The sequence below is a fragment of the Streptacidiphilus sp. BW17 genome (assembly GCF_041262485.1).
Taxonomy (GTDB): domain Bacteria; phylum Actinomycetota; class Actinomycetes; order Streptomycetales; family Streptomycetaceae; genus Streptacidiphilus.
On the sequence record NZ_JBGCCR010000014.1, the window covers coordinates 129,002 to 148,891 of the forward strand.

15 protein-coding genes are annotated in these 19,890 nt (G+C 70.3%); 8 read left to right on the forward strand and 7 right to left on the reverse strand.

All coding sequences use genetic code 11. From position 1 onward, the window contains the following. Positions 1-144 precede the first annotated feature (144 nt). On the reverse strand, positions 145-2,256 hold the full coding sequence (locus ABH940_RS19310; protein WP_370070379.1) for a M3 family metallopeptidase: 2,112 nt from the start codon (positions 2,254-2,256) through the stop codon (positions 145-147). Between the two features lie 267 nt (positions 2,257-2,523). Here ABH940_RS19310 and ABH940_RS19315 point away from each other — a divergent pair, with 267 nt between their 5' ends. The 6 genes from ABH940_RS19315 (at position 2,524) to ABH940_RS19340 (ending at position 10,993) form a co-directional block, all read left to right on the forward strand. Next, positions 2,524-3,444 carry a xanthine dehydrogenase family protein subunit M gene (locus tag ABH940_RS19315; protein ID WP_370105830.1) on the forward strand — a complete coding sequence of 307 codons (921 nt, stop codon included), beginning with the start codon at positions 2,524-2,526 and terminating at the stop codon, positions 3,442-3,444. After that, positions 3,441-3,941, forward strand: coding sequence for a (2Fe-2S)-binding protein (locus tag ABH940_RS19320; protein WP_370070383.1), 501 nt, complete (start codon positions 3,441-3,443; stop codon positions 3,939-3,941). Before ABH940_RS19315 ends, ABH940_RS19320 begins: the two co-directional genes overlap by 4 nt. Before the next feature lie 11 nt (positions 3,942-3,952). Continuing rightward, positions 3,953-6,298 (forward strand): xanthine dehydrogenase subunit D, encoded by a 2,346-nt coding sequence (pucD, locus tag ABH940_RS19325; RefSeq protein ID WP_370070397.1) that lies wholly within the window; start codon positions 3,953-3,955, stop codon positions 6,296-6,298. Between the two features lie 341 nt (positions 6,299-6,639). Further along, positions 6,640-8,121: an NCS2 family permease gene (locus ABH940_RS19330; RefSeq protein WP_370070385.1), complete on the forward strand. Its 1,482-nt coding sequence runs from the start codon at positions 6,640-6,642 to the stop codon at positions 8,119-8,121. A 100-nt stretch (positions 8,122-8,221) separates the two neighbouring features. Then, positions 8,222-9,403, forward strand: coding sequence for an XdhC family protein (locus ABH940_RS19335; protein ID WP_370072728.1), 1,182 nt, complete (start codon positions 8,222-8,224; stop codon positions 9,401-9,403). A 180-nt stretch (positions 9,404-9,583) separates the two neighbouring features. After that, the gene (locus ABH940_RS19340; RefSeq protein ID WP_370072730.1) at positions 9,584-10,993 is read left to right on the forward strand and encodes a sugar porter family MFS transporter; all 1,410 of its coding nucleotides are present in this window, start codon (positions 9,584-9,586) and stop codon (positions 10,991-10,993) included. Positions 10,994-11,030: 37 nt separating this feature from the next. Here the strand turns inward: ABH940_RS19340 and ABH940_RS19345 are convergent, their stop codons facing one another. Beyond that, positions 11,031-11,495, reverse strand: coding sequence for a hypothetical protein (locus ABH940_RS19345; protein WP_370072731.1), 465 nt, complete (start codon positions 11,493-11,495; stop codon positions 11,031-11,033). 84 nt (positions 11,496-11,579) lie between these two features. Here ABH940_RS19345 and ABH940_RS19350 point away from each other — a divergent pair, with 84 nt between their 5' ends. Beyond that, entirely contained in the window at positions 11,580-13,250 is a 1,671-nt protein-coding gene (locus ABH940_RS19350) for a peptide-N4-asparagine amidase (protein WP_370072732.1), read from the forward strand. A gap of 3 nt (positions 13,251-13,253) precedes the next feature. On the opposite strand, the gene ABH940_RS19355 is transcribed toward ABH940_RS19350, so the two are convergent. Both ABH940_RS19355 and ABH940_RS19360 read right to left on the reverse strand, forming a co-directional pair. Beyond that, a complete protein-coding gene (locus ABH940_RS19355; protein WP_370105831.1) occupies positions 13,254-14,132 on the reverse strand; it encodes a carbon-nitrogen hydrolase family protein in 879 nt (292 codons plus the stop codon). Between the two features lie 71 nt (positions 14,133-14,203). Next, a complete protein-coding gene (locus ABH940_RS19360; protein WP_370105832.1) occupies positions 14,204-15,718 on the reverse strand; it encodes an APC family permease in 1,515 nt (504 codons plus the stop codon). Between the two features lie 139 nt (positions 15,719-15,857). On the opposite strand from ABH940_RS19360, the gene ABH940_RS19365 reads away from it, so the two are divergent. Beyond that, the gene (locus ABH940_RS19365) at positions 15,858-16,475 is read left to right on the forward strand and encodes a TetR/AcrR family transcriptional regulator (RefSeq protein ID WP_370072735.1); all 618 of its coding nucleotides are present in this window, start codon (positions 15,858-15,860) and stop codon (positions 16,473-16,475) included. Here the strand turns inward: ABH940_RS19365 and ABH940_RS19370 are convergent. The 3 genes from ABH940_RS19370 to ABH940_RS19380 all read right to left on the reverse strand — a co-directional run bounded on the left by ABH940_RS19370 (position 16,465) and on the right by ABH940_RS19380 (position 19,739). Next, positions 16,465-17,220 carry an IclR family transcriptional regulator gene (locus ABH940_RS19370; protein WP_370072736.1) on the reverse strand — a complete coding sequence of 252 codons (756 nt, stop codon included), beginning with the start codon at positions 17,218-17,220 and terminating at the stop codon, positions 16,465-16,467. The genes ABH940_RS19365 and ABH940_RS19370 overlap by 11 nt on opposite strands. A gap of 125 nt (positions 17,221-17,345) precedes the next feature. Further along, entirely contained in the window at positions 17,346-18,134 is a 789-nt protein-coding gene (locus tag ABH940_RS19375; RefSeq protein ID WP_370072737.1) for a VOC family protein, read from the reverse strand. 144 nt (positions 18,135-18,278) lie between these two features. Further along, the gene (locus ABH940_RS19380; protein ID WP_370105833.1) at positions 18,279-19,739 is read right to left on the reverse strand and encodes a catalase; all 1,461 of its coding nucleotides are present in this window, start codon (positions 19,737-19,739) and stop codon (positions 18,279-18,281) included. Between the last annotated feature and the right edge of the window lie 151 nt (positions 19,740-19,890).

The following is a 19,890-nucleotide window of genomic DNA, read 5'->3' on the forward strand; positions in this document are numbered from 1 at the left end:
CCCAGGTTCCCCGACAGCCTCCCAGGGAAGTTTTCCGGTGCACCGTACCTGACGATCGGTGACACGCGCCGAATCGCCCGGACGGCAGACGGGCCCGCACCGGCCCCGGTCCCGTCTGCCTCCAGCGTCCCCCCTCCCGCCCGGCTACGCCTCCGAGCCGGATGCGGCGGACCCGGCGTCGGCGCCGTCCAGACCGCGACGGGCCAGCAGCGGCGCGATCTCCGGGGCGCGGCCACGGAAGGCGGCGAACGCACCCATCGGGTCGACGCTGCCGCCACGGCCCAGCAGCTCACGGCGGAAGGTCTCGCCGCTCTCGCGGACGGAGACGCCCGCCGCCGCGTTGGCCTTGAACCACTCCACCGTGTCGGCGTCGAGCACCTCGGACCAGATGTAGCCGTAGTAGCCCGCCGCGTAGCCGCCCGCGAAGATGTGGGCGAAGTAGCCCGTCCGGTAGCGGGGCGGGATCGACGGGTGGGCGAGGCCGTAGCGCGTGAGCGCCGCCGCCTCGAAGGCCTCGGCCGCCTGCGGGTCCTCGGCGATCGGGTCCTTGGCGGGGCGGATGTGCCAGGCCCAGTCGAGCAGCGCCGCCGCCAGGTACTCCACCGTCCGGAAGCCCTCGCCGAAGTTCTGCGCCTCCCGCACCCGCTCGACCAGCTCGGCGGGCATGGGCTCACCGGTCTCGACGTGGCGGGCGTAGTTGGCCAGGACCTCGGGCCACTCCTGCCACATCTCGTTGACCTGCGAGGGGTACTCGACGAAGTCGCGCGGGACCTCGGTACCGGCCAGCGAGGGATAGCGGACGTCGGAGAAGAGGCCGTGCAGGGCGTGGCCGAACTCGTGGAAGAGGGTGCGGACCTCGTCCCAGGTGAGCAGGGCCGGCTCGCCCGCCGGGGGCTTGGCGATGTTGAGGTTGTTGACCACGACCGGCTTCTGGCCGAACAGCTTCGACTGGATCACCAGCTCGTTCATCCAGGCGCCGCCGCGCTTGGACTCGCGGGCGAAGAAGTCGCCGACGAAGAGGCCGATGCTGCTGCCGTCGGCGTCGCGGACCTCGAAGACCCGGGCGTCGGGGTGGTAGGCGACCAGGTCTGGGCGGTCGGTGAAGGTGATGCCGTAGACGAGCCCGGCGGCGTGGAAGACACCGCGCCGGAGCACGGACTCCAGCTCCAGGTAGGGGCGCATCGCGGCGGTGTCGACGTCGTATTGCTCCTTGCGGACGCGCTCCGACAGGAACTGCCAGTCCGACGCCGACACCACGCCGGAACCACCGTCCGCAGCCGCCAGCGCCGCGCCCTCACGGTCGGCGTTGGCCATGGCGGGGGCGACCAGGCGGCCCAGCATGGACTCGACGGCGTCCGTGGTGCCCGCCGTCTGGTCGGAGACCTCCCAGGCCGCGTGGCTGGGGAAACCGAGCAGCTCGGCGCGCTCGGCGCGCAGGGCCGCCATCCGGGCGGCGAGGGGACCGTTGACGGTGATGCCGCGCTGGAGCGAGGCGTCCAGCAGGCGGGCGCGCAGCTCCGGGTCGGTCAGCGAGGCGAGCTCGGTCTGGTTGGAGAAGTTCTTCAGGCTGATGACATAACGGCCGTCGTGGCCCAGGGCCTTGGCGTTCTCGGCGGCAGCGGCGATCTTGTCCTCGGGGAGACCGGCCAGCTGCACCGCCGTGTCGAGCACCAACGCCGCCGCGCGGGTCTCCTCGAAGACGTGCCGCTCGAAGGTGGTGCTGAGCGTGGCCAGCTCCGCGTTGAGTTCGCGCAGCCGGGCCTGGCCGGACTCGTCGAGGCGGGCGCCGCTGCGGACGAAGCGGGCGTGGTGGCGTTCGACCAGGCGCAGCGACTCGGGGTCCAGGCCCAGCTCGTCGCGACGGGCGTGGACGGCGTCGATCCGGGCGAAGAGGGCCGGGTCCAGCCGGATCGCGTCGCTGTGGGCGGCGAGGCGCGGGCTGATCTCCGCGTCCAGCTCCCGGAGGGTCGGCGTGGAGTCGGAGCTGGTCTTGTTGAAGAACACCAGCTCCACCCGGCGCAGCAGCGTGCCGCTGCGCTCCAGGGCCACGAGCGTGTTCTCGAAGTCGGCGGGCTCCGGGTTCGCGGTGATCGCCGCGATCTCGGCGAGCTGTTCGGCCATGCCGGCCTCGAAGGCCGGGAGGTAGTGCTCCTCCTCGATCCGCTCGAACGGCGGCAGTTCGAAGGGAAGCTCGCTGGCCTGCAGGAACGGGTTGGGCGAGGAAATCGCCTCTGGCTGCTGTGTGGGCTCGGTCACGATCTGACACTACGCCCAGTGTTGACAGCTGTGGCCACCCTTTTCGCGACCGGAGAACACAAACTGATGGTCAACGAGTCGTACCGACGTGTTCGCCAATCGTTGGAGAAACGTACAGCCCTATGGGTGGCACTTCCTCGCCACCTTCATGCCATCAGTGACTGACGGCACAAGGCGTGCGACTTGTGTACTGCTCACACACCTCCCCGCGCTCCCCGAGCATCCCGCAGTACCGCACCCGCTGTACCGACTGAAGGAGTCACCCGCATGGAGTTCCTGCGGCCCGCCACCTGGGACGAGGCACTCGCGGCGAAGGCTGAGAACCCGTCCGCGTTGCCGATCTCCGGCGGCACTGACGTCATGGTCGAGCTCAACTTCGACCGCCACCGCCCCGCCGCGCTGTTGGACCTCAACCGGATCAGTGAGCTGACCGAGTGGGAGTCCGGCACGTTCGAGGGCCCCGACGGCCAGGCCGTCGAGGGCGAGGTGATCCGGCTGGGCGCGGCCGTGCCGTACGCCCGCATCACCAACGAGCTGAGCGACCGGCTCCCCGGTCTGGCCATCGCCGGCAACACCGTGGGGTCCCCGCAGATCCGCAACCGCGGCAGCGTGGGCGGCAACCTCGGCGGTGCCTCGCCGGCCGGTGACGCCCACCCGGCGCTGCTCGCCGCAGGACGCGACGTCTTTGTCGAGGCACAGTCCGTGCGCGGCACCCGGCTGATCGCGATCGACGACTTCTACGTCGGCGTCAAGCGCAACAGCCTGGAGCCGGACGAGCTGATCCGCGCTGTGCGGATCCCGGTCGCGGACGGCCCGCAGCAGTTCTCGAAGATCGGCACCCGCAACGCGATGGTCATCGCGGTCTGCGCCTTCGGCTTCGCGCTGCACCCCAAGAACGGCACGGTCGGCACCGGCATCGGCTCCGCCGCCCCCACGCCGCGCCGCGCGGTCGAGGCCGAGGAGTTCCTGGCCGGCGAGCTGGCCGAGCGCGGCCTGTGGCAGTCCGGCGGCCTGATCGGCCCGGCCGCCATCCAGCGTTTCGGTGAGCTGGTCTCCGCCGCCTCGTCGCCCATCGACGACGTGCGCGGGACCGCCGCCTACCGCCGCCACGCGCTGGCGGTCATGGCGCGCCGCACCCTGACCTGGACCTGGAACGAGTACACGCAGTCCCTGAGGAGCGCAGCATGAGGGTGACCTTCAACGCCAACGGCCGCGAGGTCGAGGCGGACGACGTCTGGGAGGGCGAGAGCCTCCTGTTCATGCTCCGCGAGCGCCTGGGCCTGCCGGGTTCCAAGAACGCCTGCGAGCAGGGCGAGTGCGGCAGTTGCACGGTGTACCTGGACGGCAGCCCGGTCTGTTCCTGTCTGGTCGCCGCGGGTCAGGTGCAGGGCCGTGAGGTCCGCACCGTCGAGGGCCTGGCCGACCCGGAGAAGGGCCTGGACGACGTCCAGCAGGCCTTCGTCGACGCGGGCGCGGTGCAGTGCGGCTTCTGCACCCCGGGTCTGCTGGTGCAGACCCACGACCTGCTGGAGCGCAAGCAGCAGCCGAGCGACAACGACATCCGCGAGGCGCTCTCCGGCAACCTGTGCCGGTGCACCGGCTACGAGAAGATCATGGACGCGGTCCGGCTCGCGTCGGCCCGCAAGTGCGCCAAGGGCGACACGAACGCGGAGGTGTCGAAGTGAGCACGCGTGCCATCCGTACCGAGAAGAACCTCCAGAGCATCACCAGCGCCCACCCGGACGGCATCGGCGGCTCGCCGCTGCGTCCGGACGGCATCCTCAAGGTCAAGGGCGAGTTCGCCTACTCGTCCGACATGTGGCACGAGGACATGCTGTGGGGCATGGCGCTGCGTTCGCCGCACGCCCACGCCCGGATCCTGTCCGTGGACACCAGCGAGGCGGTCAAGCACCCCGGCGTGTACGCGGTGATGACCTACGACGACATCCCCGGCACCAAGTTCTACGGCCTGGAGATCAAGGACCAGCCCGCGCTGGCCACCGGCAAGATCCGCTACCACGGCGAGGCCATCGCCATCGTGGCGGCGGACCACCCGGAGACGGCCCGCCGCGCGCTCGCCAAGATCAAGGTCGAGTACGAGCTGCTGCCGACCATCACCACCGAGGAGCAGTGCCTCGACCCGGAGACCTACGGGTACGTGCACGAGCCGTCGGAGTACAAGGGCCACGCGAGCGGCAATATCGTCCACTCGCAGAAGGTGGTCTACGGCCAGGGCGTCACCGACGAGGTCCGCGCGCTCGCGGACGTGGTCGTCAAGGGCGACTACGTGGTCGGCATGCAGGACCAGGCCTTCCTCGGCCCGGAGTCCGGTCTGGCCGTGCCCGCCGAGGACGGCGGCATCGACCTCTACATCGCCACCCAGTGGCTGCACGTGGACCGCGAGCAGATCGCCCCGGTGCTCGGCCTGCCCGAGAACAAGGTGCGGCTCACCCTGGCCGGTGTCGGCGGCGCGTTCGGCGGCCGCGAGGACCTGTCCATGCAGGTCCACGCCTGCCTGCTGGCGCAGCGCACCGGAAAGCCCGTCAAGATCGTGTACTCCCGCGAGGAGTCGTTCTTCGGGCACGTGCACCGTCACCCGGCGAAGCTGACCTACGAGCACGGCGCCACCCGCGACGGCAAGTTGGTCTACTGCGACGCCCGGATCGTGCTGGACGGCGGCGCCTACGCCTCCGCCTCCCCGGCCGTCGTCGGCAACGCGGCCTCGCTGGGCATGGGTCCGTACGAGGTGCCGAACGTCAACATGCTGGCGGTCGCGCTCTACTCCAACAACCCGTCCTGCGGCGCGATGCGCGGCTTCGGCGCGGTCCAGGCCTGCTTCGCCTACGAGGCGCAACTGGACAAGCTGGCCGTCGAGTTGAACATCGACCCGGTGGAGCTGCGGCAGCTCAACGCGGTCTCGCAGGGCTCGATCATGCCGACCGGCCAGGAGATCGACTCCCCGGCCCCGGTCGCGGACCTGCTGCGCCGGGTCAAGGAGCTGCCGCTTCCGCCCGCGCTGGACACCACGCACCTGGACATCCGCGAGATCCCCGGTGCGCTGTCCAACACCTCGCACGGCGAGGGCATCGTCCGCGGCGTCGGCTACGCGGTCGGCATCAAGAACGTCGGCTTCTCCGAGGGCTTCGACGACTACTCGACCGCCCGGGTCCGCCTGGAGGTCATCGGCGGCGAGCCGGTCGCCATGGTGCACACGGCCATGGCCGAGGTCGGCCAGGGCGGCGTCACCGTCCACGGCCAGATCGCCCGGACCGAGCTGGGCGTCGAGCGGGTCACCATCCACCCGGCCAACACCGAGGTGGGGTCGGCCGGTTCGACCTCCGCATCGCGTCAGACCTACATGACCGGCGGCGCCGTCAAGCTGGCCGCCGAGGCGGTCCGCAACGAGCTGCTGGCGCTGGGCCGCAAGCGGTACGGCTGGACGTACAACGACCTGACGCTGGTCGGCGGCAAGGTGGTCTCCGCCTCCGCCGGCGTGCTGATCACCATCGTCGACCTGCTCGGCGACACCGTGATCGACCTGACCCGCGAGCACCACCACCGGCCCACCGTCCCCTTCGACAAGGAGACCGGCCAGGGCTTCGGCCACGTCCAGTACACCTTCTGCGCCCACCGCGCCGTGGTGGACGTGGACGTGGAGCTGGGCCTGGTCAAGGTGGTCGAGCTGGCCGCCGCCCAGGACGTGGGCAAGGCGCTCAACCCACTCTCCGTGGTCGGCCAGATCCAGGGCGGTTCGACCCAGGGCCTCGGCCTCGCGGTCATGGAGGAGATCGTCGTCAAGGACGGCAAGGTCAGGAACCCGTCCTTCACCGACTACCTCATCCCCACCATCCTGGACACCCCGCCGATGCCGGTGGACGTCCTCGAACTCGCCGACGAGCACGCCCCGTACGGGCTGCGCGGTGTCGGCGAGGCGCCCACCCTGTCGTCCACCCCCGCCGTCGTCGCGGCCATCCGCGCGGCCACCGGCCTCGCGCTGGACCGCGTGCCGGTCCGGCCCGAACACCTCACCGGCACGGAGTGACTGCCCGCCCAACCTGCTGAACAGCAGGGCGAGCTGACGACGGCTCACAGACCGCTCCGGGGTGAGGTAACCATGTCTCGTCTTCCCGCGCCTCACCCCGGGGCAGCACCACCCCACCGCAAGAAGCTCCACTGCGCCACCCCTGCAGTGCAGGCACCACCCAGCACCAGAGAAAGCAAACGATGTACCCCGCACTCGCCAGCACGCAGCCTTCGCCGAGGCCCGTGCACCACGGCAGCTGTAGAAAGTAGCGCGCCGCACCGTCCCCTGAATCCCTGCCAAGAGGGTCACCCAGGCCGGCCGCTCCACCCCAACCCCCTACGAAACTTGGGAGTGGAACCGTGACCCAGACATCCACGGAACCCAGTGTCAACCCTTCCGGCGACCCCACCCGGTCCCCGGATCCCAAACCGAAGAGCGCCCTGGACGCGTACTTCAAAATCTCCGCGAGAGGTTCCACCGTCGCCGGAGAGGTCCGAGGTGGTCTGACCACCTTCATGGCCATGGCTTACATCCTTCTGTTGAACCCGATCATCCTCTCGGTGGCGGACGTCAACGGGAACCATCTGAGCCATGCCCAGGTGACCACCGCAACGGCCCTGGCCGCAGCGGTGACCACCATCCTCCTCGGCGTCGTCGGCAACGCACCGCTCGCTGCGGCTGCTGGTCTGAGCGTCTCCAACACCCTTGCCGCCGTGATGGTCCCCCACATCACCTGGCCACAGGCCATGGGCCTGTGCGTCATCTACGGTGCAGCCATCGTGCTGCTGGTCGTGACCGGTCTTCGCGAGAAGATCATGAACGGCATACCGATGGCGCTCAAGCACGCCATCACCATCGGCATCGGTCTCTTCATCGCCCTCATCGGCCTGGTCAACGCGGGCTTCGTGTCCCGCATCCCGGACGCCGCCGGTACGGACACGCCGCTGCAGCTCGGCATCAACAACAACCTGCAGGGCTGGCCGGTGCTGATCTTCGCGATCACGCTGCTGACCATCTTCATCCTGCAGACCCGCAAGGTCCCCGGCGCGATCCTGATCGGCATCGTCACCGGCACGATCATCTCCGTGATCCTCAACGCGACGCTGAACATCCCGGCCTCGGTCTGGGGCCTGTCGGCGCCGAAGTGGCCCGGAAACCCGGTCGCCTCACCGGACTTCGGTCTCTTCGGACACATCGACCTGTTCGGCGCCTTCAGCAGCAAGGGCATGGGCGCACTGAGCGCGGGCTTCGCGGTCTTCGCCCTGGTGCTGGCCGGCTTCTTCGACGCGATGGCGACCATCATCGGCATCGGCACCGAGGCGGGCCTCGCCGACGAGCAGGGCCGGATGCCGGGTCTGTCCAAGGCGCTGTTCGTCGACGGCACCGGCGGCATCATCGGCGGTCTGTCCGGCGCGTCCGGTCAGACGGTCTTCATCGAGTCGGCCACCGGCGTCGGCGAGGGCGCCCGGACCGGTTTCTCCAGCGTCGTCACCGGTCTGGTCTTCGCCGCGATGCTGTTCTTCACCCCGATCGCCGGCATGGTGCCGGGTCAGGTCGCGGCGGCGGCCCTGGTCGTCATCGGCTCGATGATGCTCTCCCAGGCGCGCCACATCGAGTGGGGCGACCGTGAGGTGGCGATCCCGGCCTTCCTCACCATCGCGCTGATGCCGTTCACTTACTCGATCACCGCCGGTGTCGGCGCGGGCGTGATCGCCTACTGTGCGATCAAGGCCGGCCGTGGCCGGTGGCGTGAGCCGGGCGTGCTGATGTGGGGACTGACCGCGGTCTTCCTCGTCTACTTCGCCCTGCACCCGATCAAGGAATGGCTCGGCGTCCACTGAGCCCTTCCGCCGGGTCGCCGCTCCTCCCGGAGCGGCGACCCGGCACCACCCGTTCCTCCCCTGTCCATCCGACATCCAGTCGACCGAAGGAGCGCCTCCCATGCAGGACATCGCCGAGCATCTCGCCGCCTGGCACCACGCGGGACGTCCCTTCGCCGTGGCCACCGTCGTCTCGGTCTCCGGGAGCGCGCCGCGCGACCCGGGCGCCGCGTTGGCCGTGGACGCGGACGGCGAGGCGGTCGGCTCGGTCTCCGGCGGCTGCGTCGAGGGCGCGGTGTACGAGCTGTGCCAGGAGGCGCTGGCCACCGGCGCTCCGGTACTGCAGACCTTCGGCTACAGCGACGAGGACGCCTTCGCGGTCGGCCTGACCTGCGGCGGGATCATCGACGTCTTCGTCCAGCCGGTCGTCCCCGGCACCTCGGAGGGTATGGACGCGGGCATCGCCTACGTCCACGCCGGCACGCCGGTGGCCCTGGTCCGCTGCGTCAGCGGCCCGGACGGGCTGCTGGGCCGGACCCTCGCCGTCACCGGCGACGCGCACCACGGCTCCCTCGACGCAGGGGAGTTGGCGGGTGCCGCGGAGTTGGAGAACGCCGCCGTCGTGCACGCCCGCGCGATGCTGGACGCGGGCCGCACCGGACGGCTGACGCTGGCGCTGGACGGCCGCCCGTGCGATCCGGGCGCGAGCGAGGCCGCCGTCTTCTTCGTCGAGTCCTACGTGCCCGCGCCGCGCATGATCGTCTTCGGTGCCATCGACTTCGCCGGAGCGGTCGCCAGGATGGGCAAGTTCCTCGGCTACGACGTGACCGTCTGCGACGCCCGCCCGGTCTTCGCGACCGAGCGCCGCTTCCCCGAGGCCGACCGCGTGGTGGTCGACTGGCCGCACCGCTACCTGGACGCGGAGGCGGAGGCGGGTCGGCTGGACTCCCGAACCGCGCTGTGCGTGCTGACCCATGACGCCAAGTTCGACGTGCCGCTGCTGGAGCGGGCGCTGCGGATGCCGCTCGGCTTCGTCGGTGCGATGGGCTCGCGCCGCACCCACGGCGACCGGCTGGAGCGGCTGCGCGAGATCGGTCTGACCGAGGTGGAGCTGAACCGGCTCCGCTCCCCCATCGGCCTGGACCTGGGGGCGCGCACCCCGGAGGAGACCGCCGTCGCAGTCGCCGCCGAGATCGTCGCCCACCGCCGCGGCGGCGGCTGCCTGCCGCTCAGCGCGCACGACGGCCCGATCCACCACGACCTGCGCAGCGCGAAGCTGGCGGAGCCGCGCCGGATAGCCTGACCGGCCCCGCTCCCGCGCCTTCTTCTCGCGCTTCCCTCTTGTCTTCAAGAACTGAACACAGAGCCGGTCGGATCCACCAAGAACTGTCCGGATTTGACTTCACAAACTCAAGGAATAACCTCTGTCGCGTTGAACTTATCCTTCGAGTCCGGTAACGAAGCCGGGCGTCTGGAGCGCAACGTGACCACCACCACCGGGTCCAGGCGGCCGGCCGGAGCAGCGGCCGACAACCTGGGCCACGTCGTCTTCATCACCGCTGCCGCCGCCATGGGCGGCTTTCTCTTCGGCTACGACAGCTCCGTGATCAACGGGGCCGTGACCGCGATCCAGCACAAGTACCAGGTCGGGTCCGCCGAGCTGGCCCAGGTCGTGGCGGTCGCGCTGATCGGCAGCGCCATCGGCGCCGCGCTGGCCGGCCGGATGGCCGACCGGCTGGGCCGGATCCGGGTCATGCAGATCGCCGCCGCACTCTTCACCGTCAGCGCCATCGGCTCGGCGTTGCCCTTCGCGCTCTGGGACCTGGTCCTGTGGCGGACCCTGGGCGGCATCGGCATCGGCATGGCCTCGGTGATCGGCCCCGCCTACATCGCCGAGGTGGCCCCGCCCGCGTACCGCGGCCGGCTCGGCTCGTTCCAGCAGGCCGCCATCGTCATCGGCATCGCGATATCCCAGCTCGTCAACTGGGGCATCCTGCAGGCCGCGCACGGCAACCAGCGCGGACACCTGCTCGGCGTCGAGGCGTGGCAGGTCATGCTCGGCGTGATGGTGGTCCCGGCCGTCCTCTACGGCCTGCTGTCCTTCGCGATCCCCGAGTCGCCGCGCTTCCTGATCTCCGCGGGCCGGATCGACCGCGCCAAGGCGGTCATCGCCGAGGTCGAGGGCAACAGCACCGACCCGGACGCCCGCGTCGCCGAGATCGACGAGGCGATGCGCAGCGAACACCGGTCCACCTTCAAGGACCTGCTCGGCGGCCGGTTCGGCCTGCTGCCGATCGTCTGGGTGGGCATCGGGCTCTCGGTCTTCCAGCAGTTGGTCGGCATCAACGTGGCCTTCTACTACAGCTCGACGCTGTGGCAGTCGGTCGGCGTCGACCCGAGCTCGTCGTTCTTCTACTCGTTCACCACGTCGATCATCAACATCATCGGCACGGTCGTGGCGATCGTCCTGGTCGACCGGATCGGTCGCAAGCCGCTGGCCCTGATCGGCTCGGTGGGCATGACGGTCTCGCTGGCCTTCGAAGCCTGGGCCTTCTCCGCCCTGCACGGCGGCACGCTGCCGCACACGCAGGGCGTGGTGGCACTCATCGCGGCGCACGCCTTCGTCTTCTTCTTTGCGATGTCGTGGGGCGTGGTGGTCTGGGTGATGCTGGGCGAGATGTTCCCCAACCACATCCGTGCGGCTGCCCTGGGCGTCGCGGCTGCGGCCCAGTGGATCGCCAACTGGGCCATCACCGCCAGCTTCCCGAGCCTCTCGGGCTGGAACCTGACGGGGACGTACGTGATCTACGCGGCCTTCGCGCTGCTGTCGATCCCGTTCGTGCTGAAGTTCGTCCACGAGACCAAGGGCAAGTCCCTGGAGGAGATGGGCTGAGCGCCCTCCCTGCTCGACCCCGGCGCGGCTGGTGTGCTCACCAGCCGCGCCGCTGCGTCCACCAGACGAGGAGGGTGTGCAGCTTGCGGTCGAAGTTCGGGTCACGGGGGAAGCCGCCGATCGGCTCCCGCAGGTTGTGGGCGGATCCGTCGACCAGCCAGAGCGTCACCCGCTTCACGCCCAACTGCCGTCGCACGGTGATGGCCCGGATGGACGTCCAGGGGATCTCCCGGGTGCGCAGTCCGCGCATCACCAGGGCCTGCCGGGTGAGCTCCGCGCCGTAGCGGTTCGCCGTCCCCAGGGCGAGGAACGCCGGTATGAGCGCGTACAGGGCCAGCGGCGGCTCACCGTGGCTCAGCTGCAGCACGATCCCCGGCGAGAAGCAGAGGGCCAGAAAGCCCATCGAGTACAGGCGCTGGGCTCCGGACTGCCGGAGGTGCACGGCCGCCGCGCTGCCGTCCGTGCTGGGCTCCGTCACCGTGACGCCGTCCCACCAGCTCATCTGCCACGCCCTCTTGTGCGCGCACCGCCAACGGTGCAAGGTCCCACCCGTACCACCCAGTCAAGATCGACGGGAGGCGAGTGTATGCGCATCGCGGGCGTGCTCGGAACAGCTGCCCTGCTGTGTGCTGCCCTGCTCGGCACGGGAACGGCCCATGCCGACGCGGGGCAGATCGAGACCAACTATCAGAACCCGGTCACCGCACTGCCGCCGGTGAGCCAACCGGACACGCACCACTGCACCGTGACCGAGATGCAGAACGACTTCGGGAACACCATCTCCTCCCCCGCCTGGTCGGGAACGGTGACCCCGCCGGCCGACTGCCCGGGGCCGTGGAACAAGGTGGTGCTCACCTGGTCCGGCAGCGTGCAGGGGCGGCAGTACGACCGGCTGGCGGGCGTGTGGATCGGCGGCGCCGAGGTGCTGCGCACCAGCACGCCGGAGCCGACGGCGGCCGGGATCAGCTGGAGTCTGCAGAAGGACGTCACGCAGTTCATCCCGCTGCTGCGCACCCCGCAGCCCATCGCGGTCTCGCTCGGCAACGTGGTCAACAGCACCTACACCGGCGTCTACCACATGACGTTGACGCTGACGTACTACCAGGCCGACCACCGGTACCCGCCCGCGCACACCGCCGACCAGGTGCTGCCGCTCTCCGCCTCGACCACCGACGCCGGGTGGACCTACCTCAACCCCGGACAGTCCTCGTCGAAGACGGTCACCCTGCCGCGCAACCTGACCGGCGTCGACATGGAGGTCTACGCCCGCGGCGGCGGCTGCGACGAGCAGTGGTTCGACTCGGTGCCGAACGACCTGGCCGCCAAGTACCCGAACTACCTCTGCGGCGGCGGCCCGTACCGCGAGGTGCAGGTGTCGGTCGACGGACGCCCGGCGGGGCTGGCGCAGCCGTACCCGGTCGTCTACTCCGGCGGCATCGTGCCGACGCTGTGGCGGCCGATCCCGGCGATCGACCAGTTCGTCACGCAGGCCTACGACATCGACCTGACGCCCTTCGCGGGGCTGCTGGTCGACGGCAAGCCGCACACCTTCACCATCACGCCCTACGGCGCGGCGGACGGCTGGACCGTCGACAGCACGCTGTTCCTGACGACGGATCACCACGCCGCGCAGACCTACGGCGCGCTGACGACGGACACCCTGTCCCTGACCCCGTCGGTGGCCACCACGGAGACGCCGGGTACCGGCGACACGGTGAACGTCCGCGTCAGCGCCACGCGTGACTGGTCCACCTCCGGGTGGCTCGCCACCTCGGCGGGCCGGGTGACGACGACGGTGTCGCAGCACGCCGGGTACCTCAACACCGACGCCGTCTCCCAGGGCGGCCAGCTGCAGCTCGTCGACCAGCAGGAGTACGGCGCCACCACGGTGACCACCGCTCCCGAGCACGGCCACGCCACGGCCACCCGGCACGCCTGGTCGTACCCGATCACGGTCGACTCGGACGTCCCGCTCTACACCGACGGGAACAACTACTCCCTGTCGGCCACGGTCCACCAGGGCCGGGTGCTGGACGACAGCGTCCTCCAGGGCGACCACTGGCAGCAGCTGGCCGCCACCGACGACACGGTGGACGCGACCGGCGTGCTGGCCCGCACCAACGGCGTGACGACGGCGGCCGACGGCACCGACTCCGAACACTGGATCGGCACCACCGACACCGGCGCCTGCTACGAGCACGTGATCCGCGCGGCGCACGGATACGTCACCCAGGACCGGGTGAGCGGCTGTGGCTGACGGCTAGTCAGCCGTCTGCTCCGCCCACTCCGGGATACGGAAACTCCCCCCGTACATGGGCAGCCGAACGGCCGAGCCGTAGCGGGCCAGCTGGCTCCAGGGCCGGTTGAGGCCGTTGGATCCGTAGCGGCGGACCCGGGTGACGGCGTCCAGGTCGAGCACCTCGACCAGGACCTCCTCGCCCGGGCCCGCCTGCTGGCGGACCACGCCCTCGGGGTCGACGATCGCGCTGGCGCCGACGCCCGCCGGGTCGGCGGCGTTGACGTTGACCACGTAGACCTGGTTGGTCCAGGCGTTGGCGCGGGCGCAGACCAGTTCCAGCTCCCGGTCCCGGGTGGTGGTCAGCGTCGGCTGGATCACCACCTCCGCGCCGAGCCAGGCGAGTTGGCGGACGGTCTCGGGGAACGAGCCGTCGTAGCAGATGGCCAGGCCGATCCGGCCCTTGCCGGGGATCTCGAAGACGGTGAACTCCTCGCCCGGCGCAGCCTTCTCGTACGGCTGCCAGGGGAAGACCTTGCGGTACCGGGCGGCGATCTCCCCGGTCGGCGCGACCGCCAGCGCGGTGTTGTGGACACGCCCGTCCGCCGCCCGCTCGAAGACGGTTCCGGGGACGAGCCAGAGGCCGGTCTCCCGGGCCAGCGCCGCAAGGCGGTCGGTGAGCGGTCCGGGGATCGGCTCCGCGACCCGCTCCATCCAGTCGGCGGGCGCGGGCTCCAGCAGCGGCCCCTCCGCGCTGAGCAGCAGTTCGGGGACGACGACCAGCTCGACGTGCGGGAAGAGCTCCTGCACGGTCCGCACCTGGCCGGCGAAGCGCTGCCAGCTCGCCTCGGGGTCGTAAGGGACGGGAGTGGTCTGCACGGCGGCAACGGCCAGAGTGCGCATGGGTGATGCTCCTCGGTTCTGTGGGACTGCTCAGTTCTGTGCGACTGCTCGGTTCTGTGGGACTACCGGAACTACTCGTCGCTGACGGTCAGTTCGGCGACGGTGGTGCGGCCGTCGTGGAAGAAGGGGCGGAAGCGGGCGCGGACCAGCAGCATCACCGGCACGCCCAGCACGATCGAGCCGACACCGAGCAGGAAGACGCCGCCGATCCCGTGGAACGAGGTGCTGCCGTAGGTCGGGCTGTACATGTCGTGCGCGCTGCGCGCGAAGGCGGCCAGCATCAACAGGCCGCCCAGCAGCGGCATGACGCCCTTCAGCAGCAGGTCACGCGGGGAGTTCCGCAGCTGCCGCCGGAAGTGCCAGACGCACGCCAGCGCGGTGACGCCGTAGTAGCAGGCGATCAGCAGGCCGATGGAGAGGATCGCGTCGCCCAGGAACCGGCTGGAGACCGCCGACAGCAGCACCAGCAGCGCCCCGGCGGTGACGCCGAAGAAGACGGTGCCGAAGCCGGGCGTCCGGTGGCGCGGGTGGATCCGGGCGAACACGCCCGGCAGCGCCCCGTGGGAGGCCATCGACAGCGTGGTGCGTGAGCTGCCGACGACGCAGGTGAGCAGCGCGGAGACGGCCGAGACGGCGACGGCCAGCTGCATCACCGTGGCCAGCGCCGTGCCCAGCACCGGCGGGCCGAGCGTGGCCAGGATGTCGGAGGCGTTGGCGGGGTTGCCGAGGCCGGTCCCGGTGGTGCCGGTGCCCGCGTAGGCGATGGCGGCGACCGCGGTGAAGAGGTAGGTGCCGAGCAGGACGAAGGTGGAGATCAGCACGGCCTGTCCGGGGACCTTGTCGCTGTCCTTGGTCTCCTCGTTGACCGTGATCAGCGCGTCCCAGCCCCAGTAGATGAAGAGGCAGAGCAGCACCGCCTCCGCGAACGGCCCGAAGCCGCCGAAGCCGAAGGGGTTGAGCCAGCCGAATGACGGCGTCGCCGCTCCGTGCCGCAGCAGCGCGACCGCGCCGAAGCCGAGCAGCGCGACCAACTGCAGCGCCAGCAGCACGTACTGGACCGAGGCGGCGATCTGGACGCCGCGGTAGCCGACCGCGGTGACCATGCCGAGCAGCAGCAGCGCCGTCACCGTGACGGCGAACTGGTTGGCGGCCAGCGCGCCCAGCCCGACCACGTTCAGCAGGTATCCGGCCCCGACCTGGGCGAGCGCAGCCATGGCGATCAGCGTGGCCGCCTGGACCACCCAGCCGCCGGTGAGCCAGCCGGTCCACGGCCCGAAGGCACGCGTCGTCCACACGAAGGTGGTGCCGCAGTCGGGCATCTCCTTGTTCAGCTCACGGAAGGCGAAGGCGGTCAGCAGGATCGGCACGAACCCCAGCAGCAGTGCGGCAGGAGCGAGATGGCCGACAACCACGGTCACGAACCCGAGCGTCACGGCGATGCTGTAGGCGGGCGCGACCGAGGCCAGCCCGAGCGCGACCGCCGCGAGCAACCCGACGCTCCCCTCCCGCAGCCCCTTGCCCTCGCGCGCCGGGCTTGGGCCTGGATCTCTCTCCTCGATGTCCCCTGCCATCGGCTGCGTTCTCATGGTCGCCTCCCGGGTGATCGTGCAGTGCGTTTGTTAAACGCAGATTTAAGAGACTGAACCAGTCCAGGTCAAGGGATAGGCCACTATGATTGAAAGAGGATTTAAGAGATCAAGCACGCCGAGGACCTGAGGAGCGACCGTGGCGGCCAAGGAGAAGGCGGGCAAGCAGGCGCGGCGCGCCCAGCTGGGCGAGGCCGTGCAGCGGGCCCTGGTCGCGCGCGGACTGGAGGGCCTGCGACTGCGCGACATCGCCGAGGAGGCCGGCGTCACCCCGGCGGCCGTGCTCTACTACGGCGACCTCGACGCGCTGGTCCAGCAGACCTACCAACAGGCGATCGACCGGTTCAGCAGCGAGCGCGAGCAGGCCGCGGAGCGGTTCGAGGACGCCAGGGACCAGCTGCGCGCCTGCATCGAGCACGGCGTGGCCAGCGGCCCGGACGACACGCTGACCCGGCTGCTCTTCGAGTTCTGGCCACGCTGCCTGCGCGACGCCAAAGCCGCCGCCCTGGACAGCACTTTGACCGAGCGTCAGATCACTGTCTACGCAACGGTTCTGGCCGTGGGCCAGGCGCAGGGCCACTTCACGCTCACCGATCCGCCGCGGCTGCTGGCGGCGGACTTCGTGGCGATGGAGGACGGCTACCAGATGGACGTGCTGGCCGGGCGACGCAGCCGCGCCGAGGTGATCGCCGCACTGCACCGCCAGGCCCGCAACGTGACCGGCTACGACCTCGGCATCGACGAGCTCACACGGTGAGCGCCAGCAGCACCGGCGCGGCCTTGGCGGAGAGGGTCTCCGCTGCCTCCCTGAGGCGGTAGGCCTCCTCCACCGGCAGGGAGAAGGCCAGGCAGCCGACCGCGTTCCCCGCGGTGACCGCGACGGCCGCGCAGACCGTGCCGATGGCGTACTCCTGCAGGTCCAGCATCGGCATGGTGACCGGGTGGCGGTCCAGGCGTTGGAGCAGCACGCCGGTGTCGACGGTGGTGCGCGAGGTGAAGCGCGCCGCCGGATGCCGGGTGAGGTGGTCGCGCCGGGAGTCGTGGTCCAGCTGCGAGAGCAGGCACTTGCCGATCGCGCTGGCGTGGCCGCTGGCGCGGAAGTCGACCCACTCGTGGACGCTGGGCGTCATTGGCCCGTCCACCACGGCCTGCACGGAGACCTCGCCGTCGGCGTAGCGGGAGAAGTAGACCGCCGCGCCCAGTTCGTCACGGAGCGAGGCGAGTTTGGCCACCAGCCGGGACTGGACCAGCTGCTCCCGGTTGGCCTGGCCGAGCATCGCCAGCGCGCCGCCCAGCACGTACGCGCCGTCGTCGAGGCGTTCCAGGTAGCCCTCGCGTACCAGCGAGCGGAGCAGCCGACGGGCGTGCTCGACGGAGAGCTGGACCTCCTCGGCCAGTTCGGAGGCGCTCGCGCCGAACCCCCGGCGGTCCACCGCCTCCAGCAGCCGCAGGGCACGTTCGACCGAGCTCCGAGGGGAGTGGTTGTGCGCAGCCATGCTCACCAGACTAGCCGTCAGCCGGTCCGGTGAGCATGGGTTGTGCGGTGTTCGAATCCGGTTCGTACCGACCCCCGGCCGTGGTGGCGACAACCCGGCCGCAACACCCGGTACGCCGGGCTTGATCCAGGTCAGGACGTCGGATCGGGCTGCTTCAGCACACAGAACACGGCGCCCCAGGGGTCCTGGATGCCCGCCATCCGCCCGGGCGGAACGTCAGTCGGGGGGACGACGACGTTCGCCCCACGCTTGACGGCCGCGTCGACCGTCGCGTCGGTGTCGTCGACCGCGAACCACGCCATCCAGTGCGGCGGGACCTCGGCCGGGAAGTTGGCGCCCATGTCCTGCATGCCGCCGACGACCTTGCCGTCGACTTCCAGGCCGAAGTAGCCGGCCATCTCCTTCATGGGCACGGCCTTGATGCCGAGCGCCGCCTGGTAGAAGGCCGCGGCGGCCGGGACGTCACGGGTGTTGCACTCGTTCCAGACGAGCGAGCCCGGCTCGTTGACCGCGACGGCGCCGAAGAACTCCTTGTGCTGCCAGACGCCGAAGACCGCGCCGGTCGGGTCGACCGCGATCATCATCCGGCCGAGGCTGCCGACGTCCATCGGCTCGGCGATCAGCGTGCCGTGGGCCGCCTTGACCTTCGCGGCGGTGGCATCGGCGTCGTCACTGGCCAGGTAGGTGGTCCAGACGTGGGGCGGCTCGGGCGCGCCCTCGGGGGCCATCGCCGGGCCGATGCCGCAGACCGGGCGTCCGCCCAGGTCCATGACGGCGTAGCCGCCGAACTCGGCCGGCCCGGGCTCACCGCCCCAGCCGAAGACGTCCTTGTAGAAGTCGAGTGCGGCCTGCTGGTCCTTGGCCATGAGGTCGATCCAACAGGGCGTGCCAGGTGCGTAGGGTGCGCTGATCGTGGACATGCTTCTCCTCTGGAAGCGTCAATCCCCCCTCCGCGCACACTCTTCTACCAAGACGCGCGCGCCGCCACCGGAACGGGTGACGGCGCGCGCGGAGGGTGACCAACCCTGCGTTACCTGTGGTACTCGGCCTGGATCAGGCCTGGATCAGACCTCGTCGGCCTGACGGATCGCCTTGACAGCGGCCTCCAGACGACGGCCGTAGTCGGCGTCGGCGGCGTGGAAGAACGGCAGCACGCGCTCGACCACGTCGTCGCGGGTGACCGAGCCGATCGAACCGGCCAGGTTGGCGATCAGGCGGTCCTGCTCGCCCTTCGACATCAGCCGGTAGAGCTCACCGGCCTGGAAGAAGTCGTCGTCCTTGGCGTGCTGCGGGGCGACGTGGGTGCCGGTCCAGCCGGAGACGGCGGTCGGAGCGGCCAGCGGCGCGTCGGTCTGACGCGGGCCGTCGTACGAGTTCGGCTCGTAGTTCTTGGCCCGGCCACCGGTGTTGACCGCGGCGTAGCCGTCACGGCCGTAGTTGTGCGCCTCGGTCGCCTTCGGCGCGTTGATCGACAACTGGGTGTGGTTGACGCCCAGACGGTAGCGGTGCGCGTCGGCGTAGGCGAAGAGACGGCCCTGGAGCATCTTGTCCGGGGACGCGCCGATGCCGGGGACGAAGTTGTTCGGCGAGAAGGCGGCCTGCTCGACCTCGGCGAAGACGTTCTCCGGGTTGCGGTTGAGCACCAGGCGGCCGACGCGCTGCAGCGGGTAGTCGCTGTGCGGCCAGACCTTGGTCAGGTCGAACGGGTTGAAGCGGTACTCGGCCGCCTCGGCCACCGGCATCAGCTGGACGTAGACGGTCCAGGTCGGGAAGATGCCGCGCTCGATGGCCTGGTGCAGGTCGCGCTGGTGGCTGTCCGGGTCCTGACCCGCCAGCTCGGCGGCCTGGTCGGCGTCCAGGCAGCGGATGCCCTGGTTGGTCTTGAAGTGGTACTTCACCCAGTAGGCGCTGCCGTCCTCGGCCACCCACTGGTAGGTGTGGGAGCCGTAGCCGTTCATGTGACGGTAGGAGGCCGGGATGCCGCGGTCACCGAAGAGCCAGGTGACCTGGTGCAGCGACTCGGGCGAGTAGGACCAGTAGTCCCAGACGTTGTCGGCCTCGCCGGCGCCCGTGAAGGGGTCGCGCTTCTGCGAGTGGATGAAGTCGGGGAACTTGATCGGGTCCTTGATGAAGAACACCGGGGTGTTGTTGCCGACCAGGTCGTAGTTGCCCTGCTCGGTGTAGAACTTCAGCGCGAAGCCGCGCGGGTCGCGCACCGCGTCGGCCGCACCGAGGTTGCCGGCCACCGTCGAGAAGCGCAGGAACACGTCGGTGCGCTTGCCGACCGTGTTGAGGAACGCCGCCTTGGTGAAGGGGGTGACGTCGTCGGTGACCTCGAAATAGCCGTGCGCGCCGGAGCCGCGGGCGTGGACGATGCGCTCCGGGATGCGCTCGCGGTTGAAGCGCGCGAGCTTCTCGATCAGCTGCTGGTCCTGGATCAGCAGCGGGCCGCCTATGCCGGCCTGGGCGGAGTTCTGGTTGTCGGCGACCGGGGCGCCGGACTCGGTGGTCAGGATTTTCGACATGGAGGTACTCCGGATCGGCTCAGACGGGTGTCTTCGCAGGTGGAAACGTACGGGGAAGTGAGCGGCGGGCTGCTGGGCGGGCCGTCGTCAAACGCCCAGCAGCCGCCAGATCGAGGCCCGGCGACGGGAGTTCTCCGCGCCGTCGGGGGTG

What these genes read in the sequence shown, in the direction of transcription:
- ABH940_RS19315 (WP_370105830.1), top strand. Translation starts at nt 2,524, where the DNA reads ATGGAGTTCCTGCGGCCCGCCACCTGGGACGAGGCACTCGCGGCGAAG.
- ABH940_RS19320 (WP_370070383.1), top strand. Translation starts at nt 3,441, where the DNA reads ATGAGGGTGACCTTCAACGCCAACGGCCGCGAGGTCGAGGCGGACGAC.
- ABH940_RS19335 (WP_370072728.1), top strand. Translation starts at nt 8,222, where the DNA reads ATGCAGGACATCGCCGAGCATCTCGCCGCCTGGCACCACGCGGGACGT.
- ABH940_RS19345 (WP_370072731.1), bottom strand. Translation starts at nt 11,495, where the DNA reads ATGAGCTGGTGGGACGGCGTCACGGTGACGGAGCCCAGCACGGACGGC.
- ABH940_RS19350 (WP_370072732.1), top strand. Translation starts at nt 11,580, where the DNA reads ATGCGCATCGCGGGCGTGCTCGGAACAGCTGCCCTGCTGTGTGCTGCC.
- ABH940_RS19355 (WP_370105831.1), bottom strand. Translation starts at nt 14,132, where the DNA reads ATGCGCACTCTGGCCGTTGCCGCCGTGCAGACCACTCCCGTCCCTTAC.
- ABH940_RS19360 (WP_370105832.1), bottom strand. Translation starts at nt 15,718, where the DNA reads ATGAGAACGCAGCCGATGGCAGGGGACATCGAGGAGAGAGATCCAGGC.
- ABH940_RS19375 (WP_370072737.1), bottom strand. Translation starts at nt 18,134, where the DNA reads ATGTCCACGATCAGCGCACCCTACGCACCTGGCACGCCCTGTTGGATC.
- ABH940_RS19380 (WP_370105833.1), bottom strand. Translation starts at nt 19,739, where the DNA reads ATGTCGAAAATCCTGACCACCGAGTCCGGCGCCCCGGTCGCCGACAAC.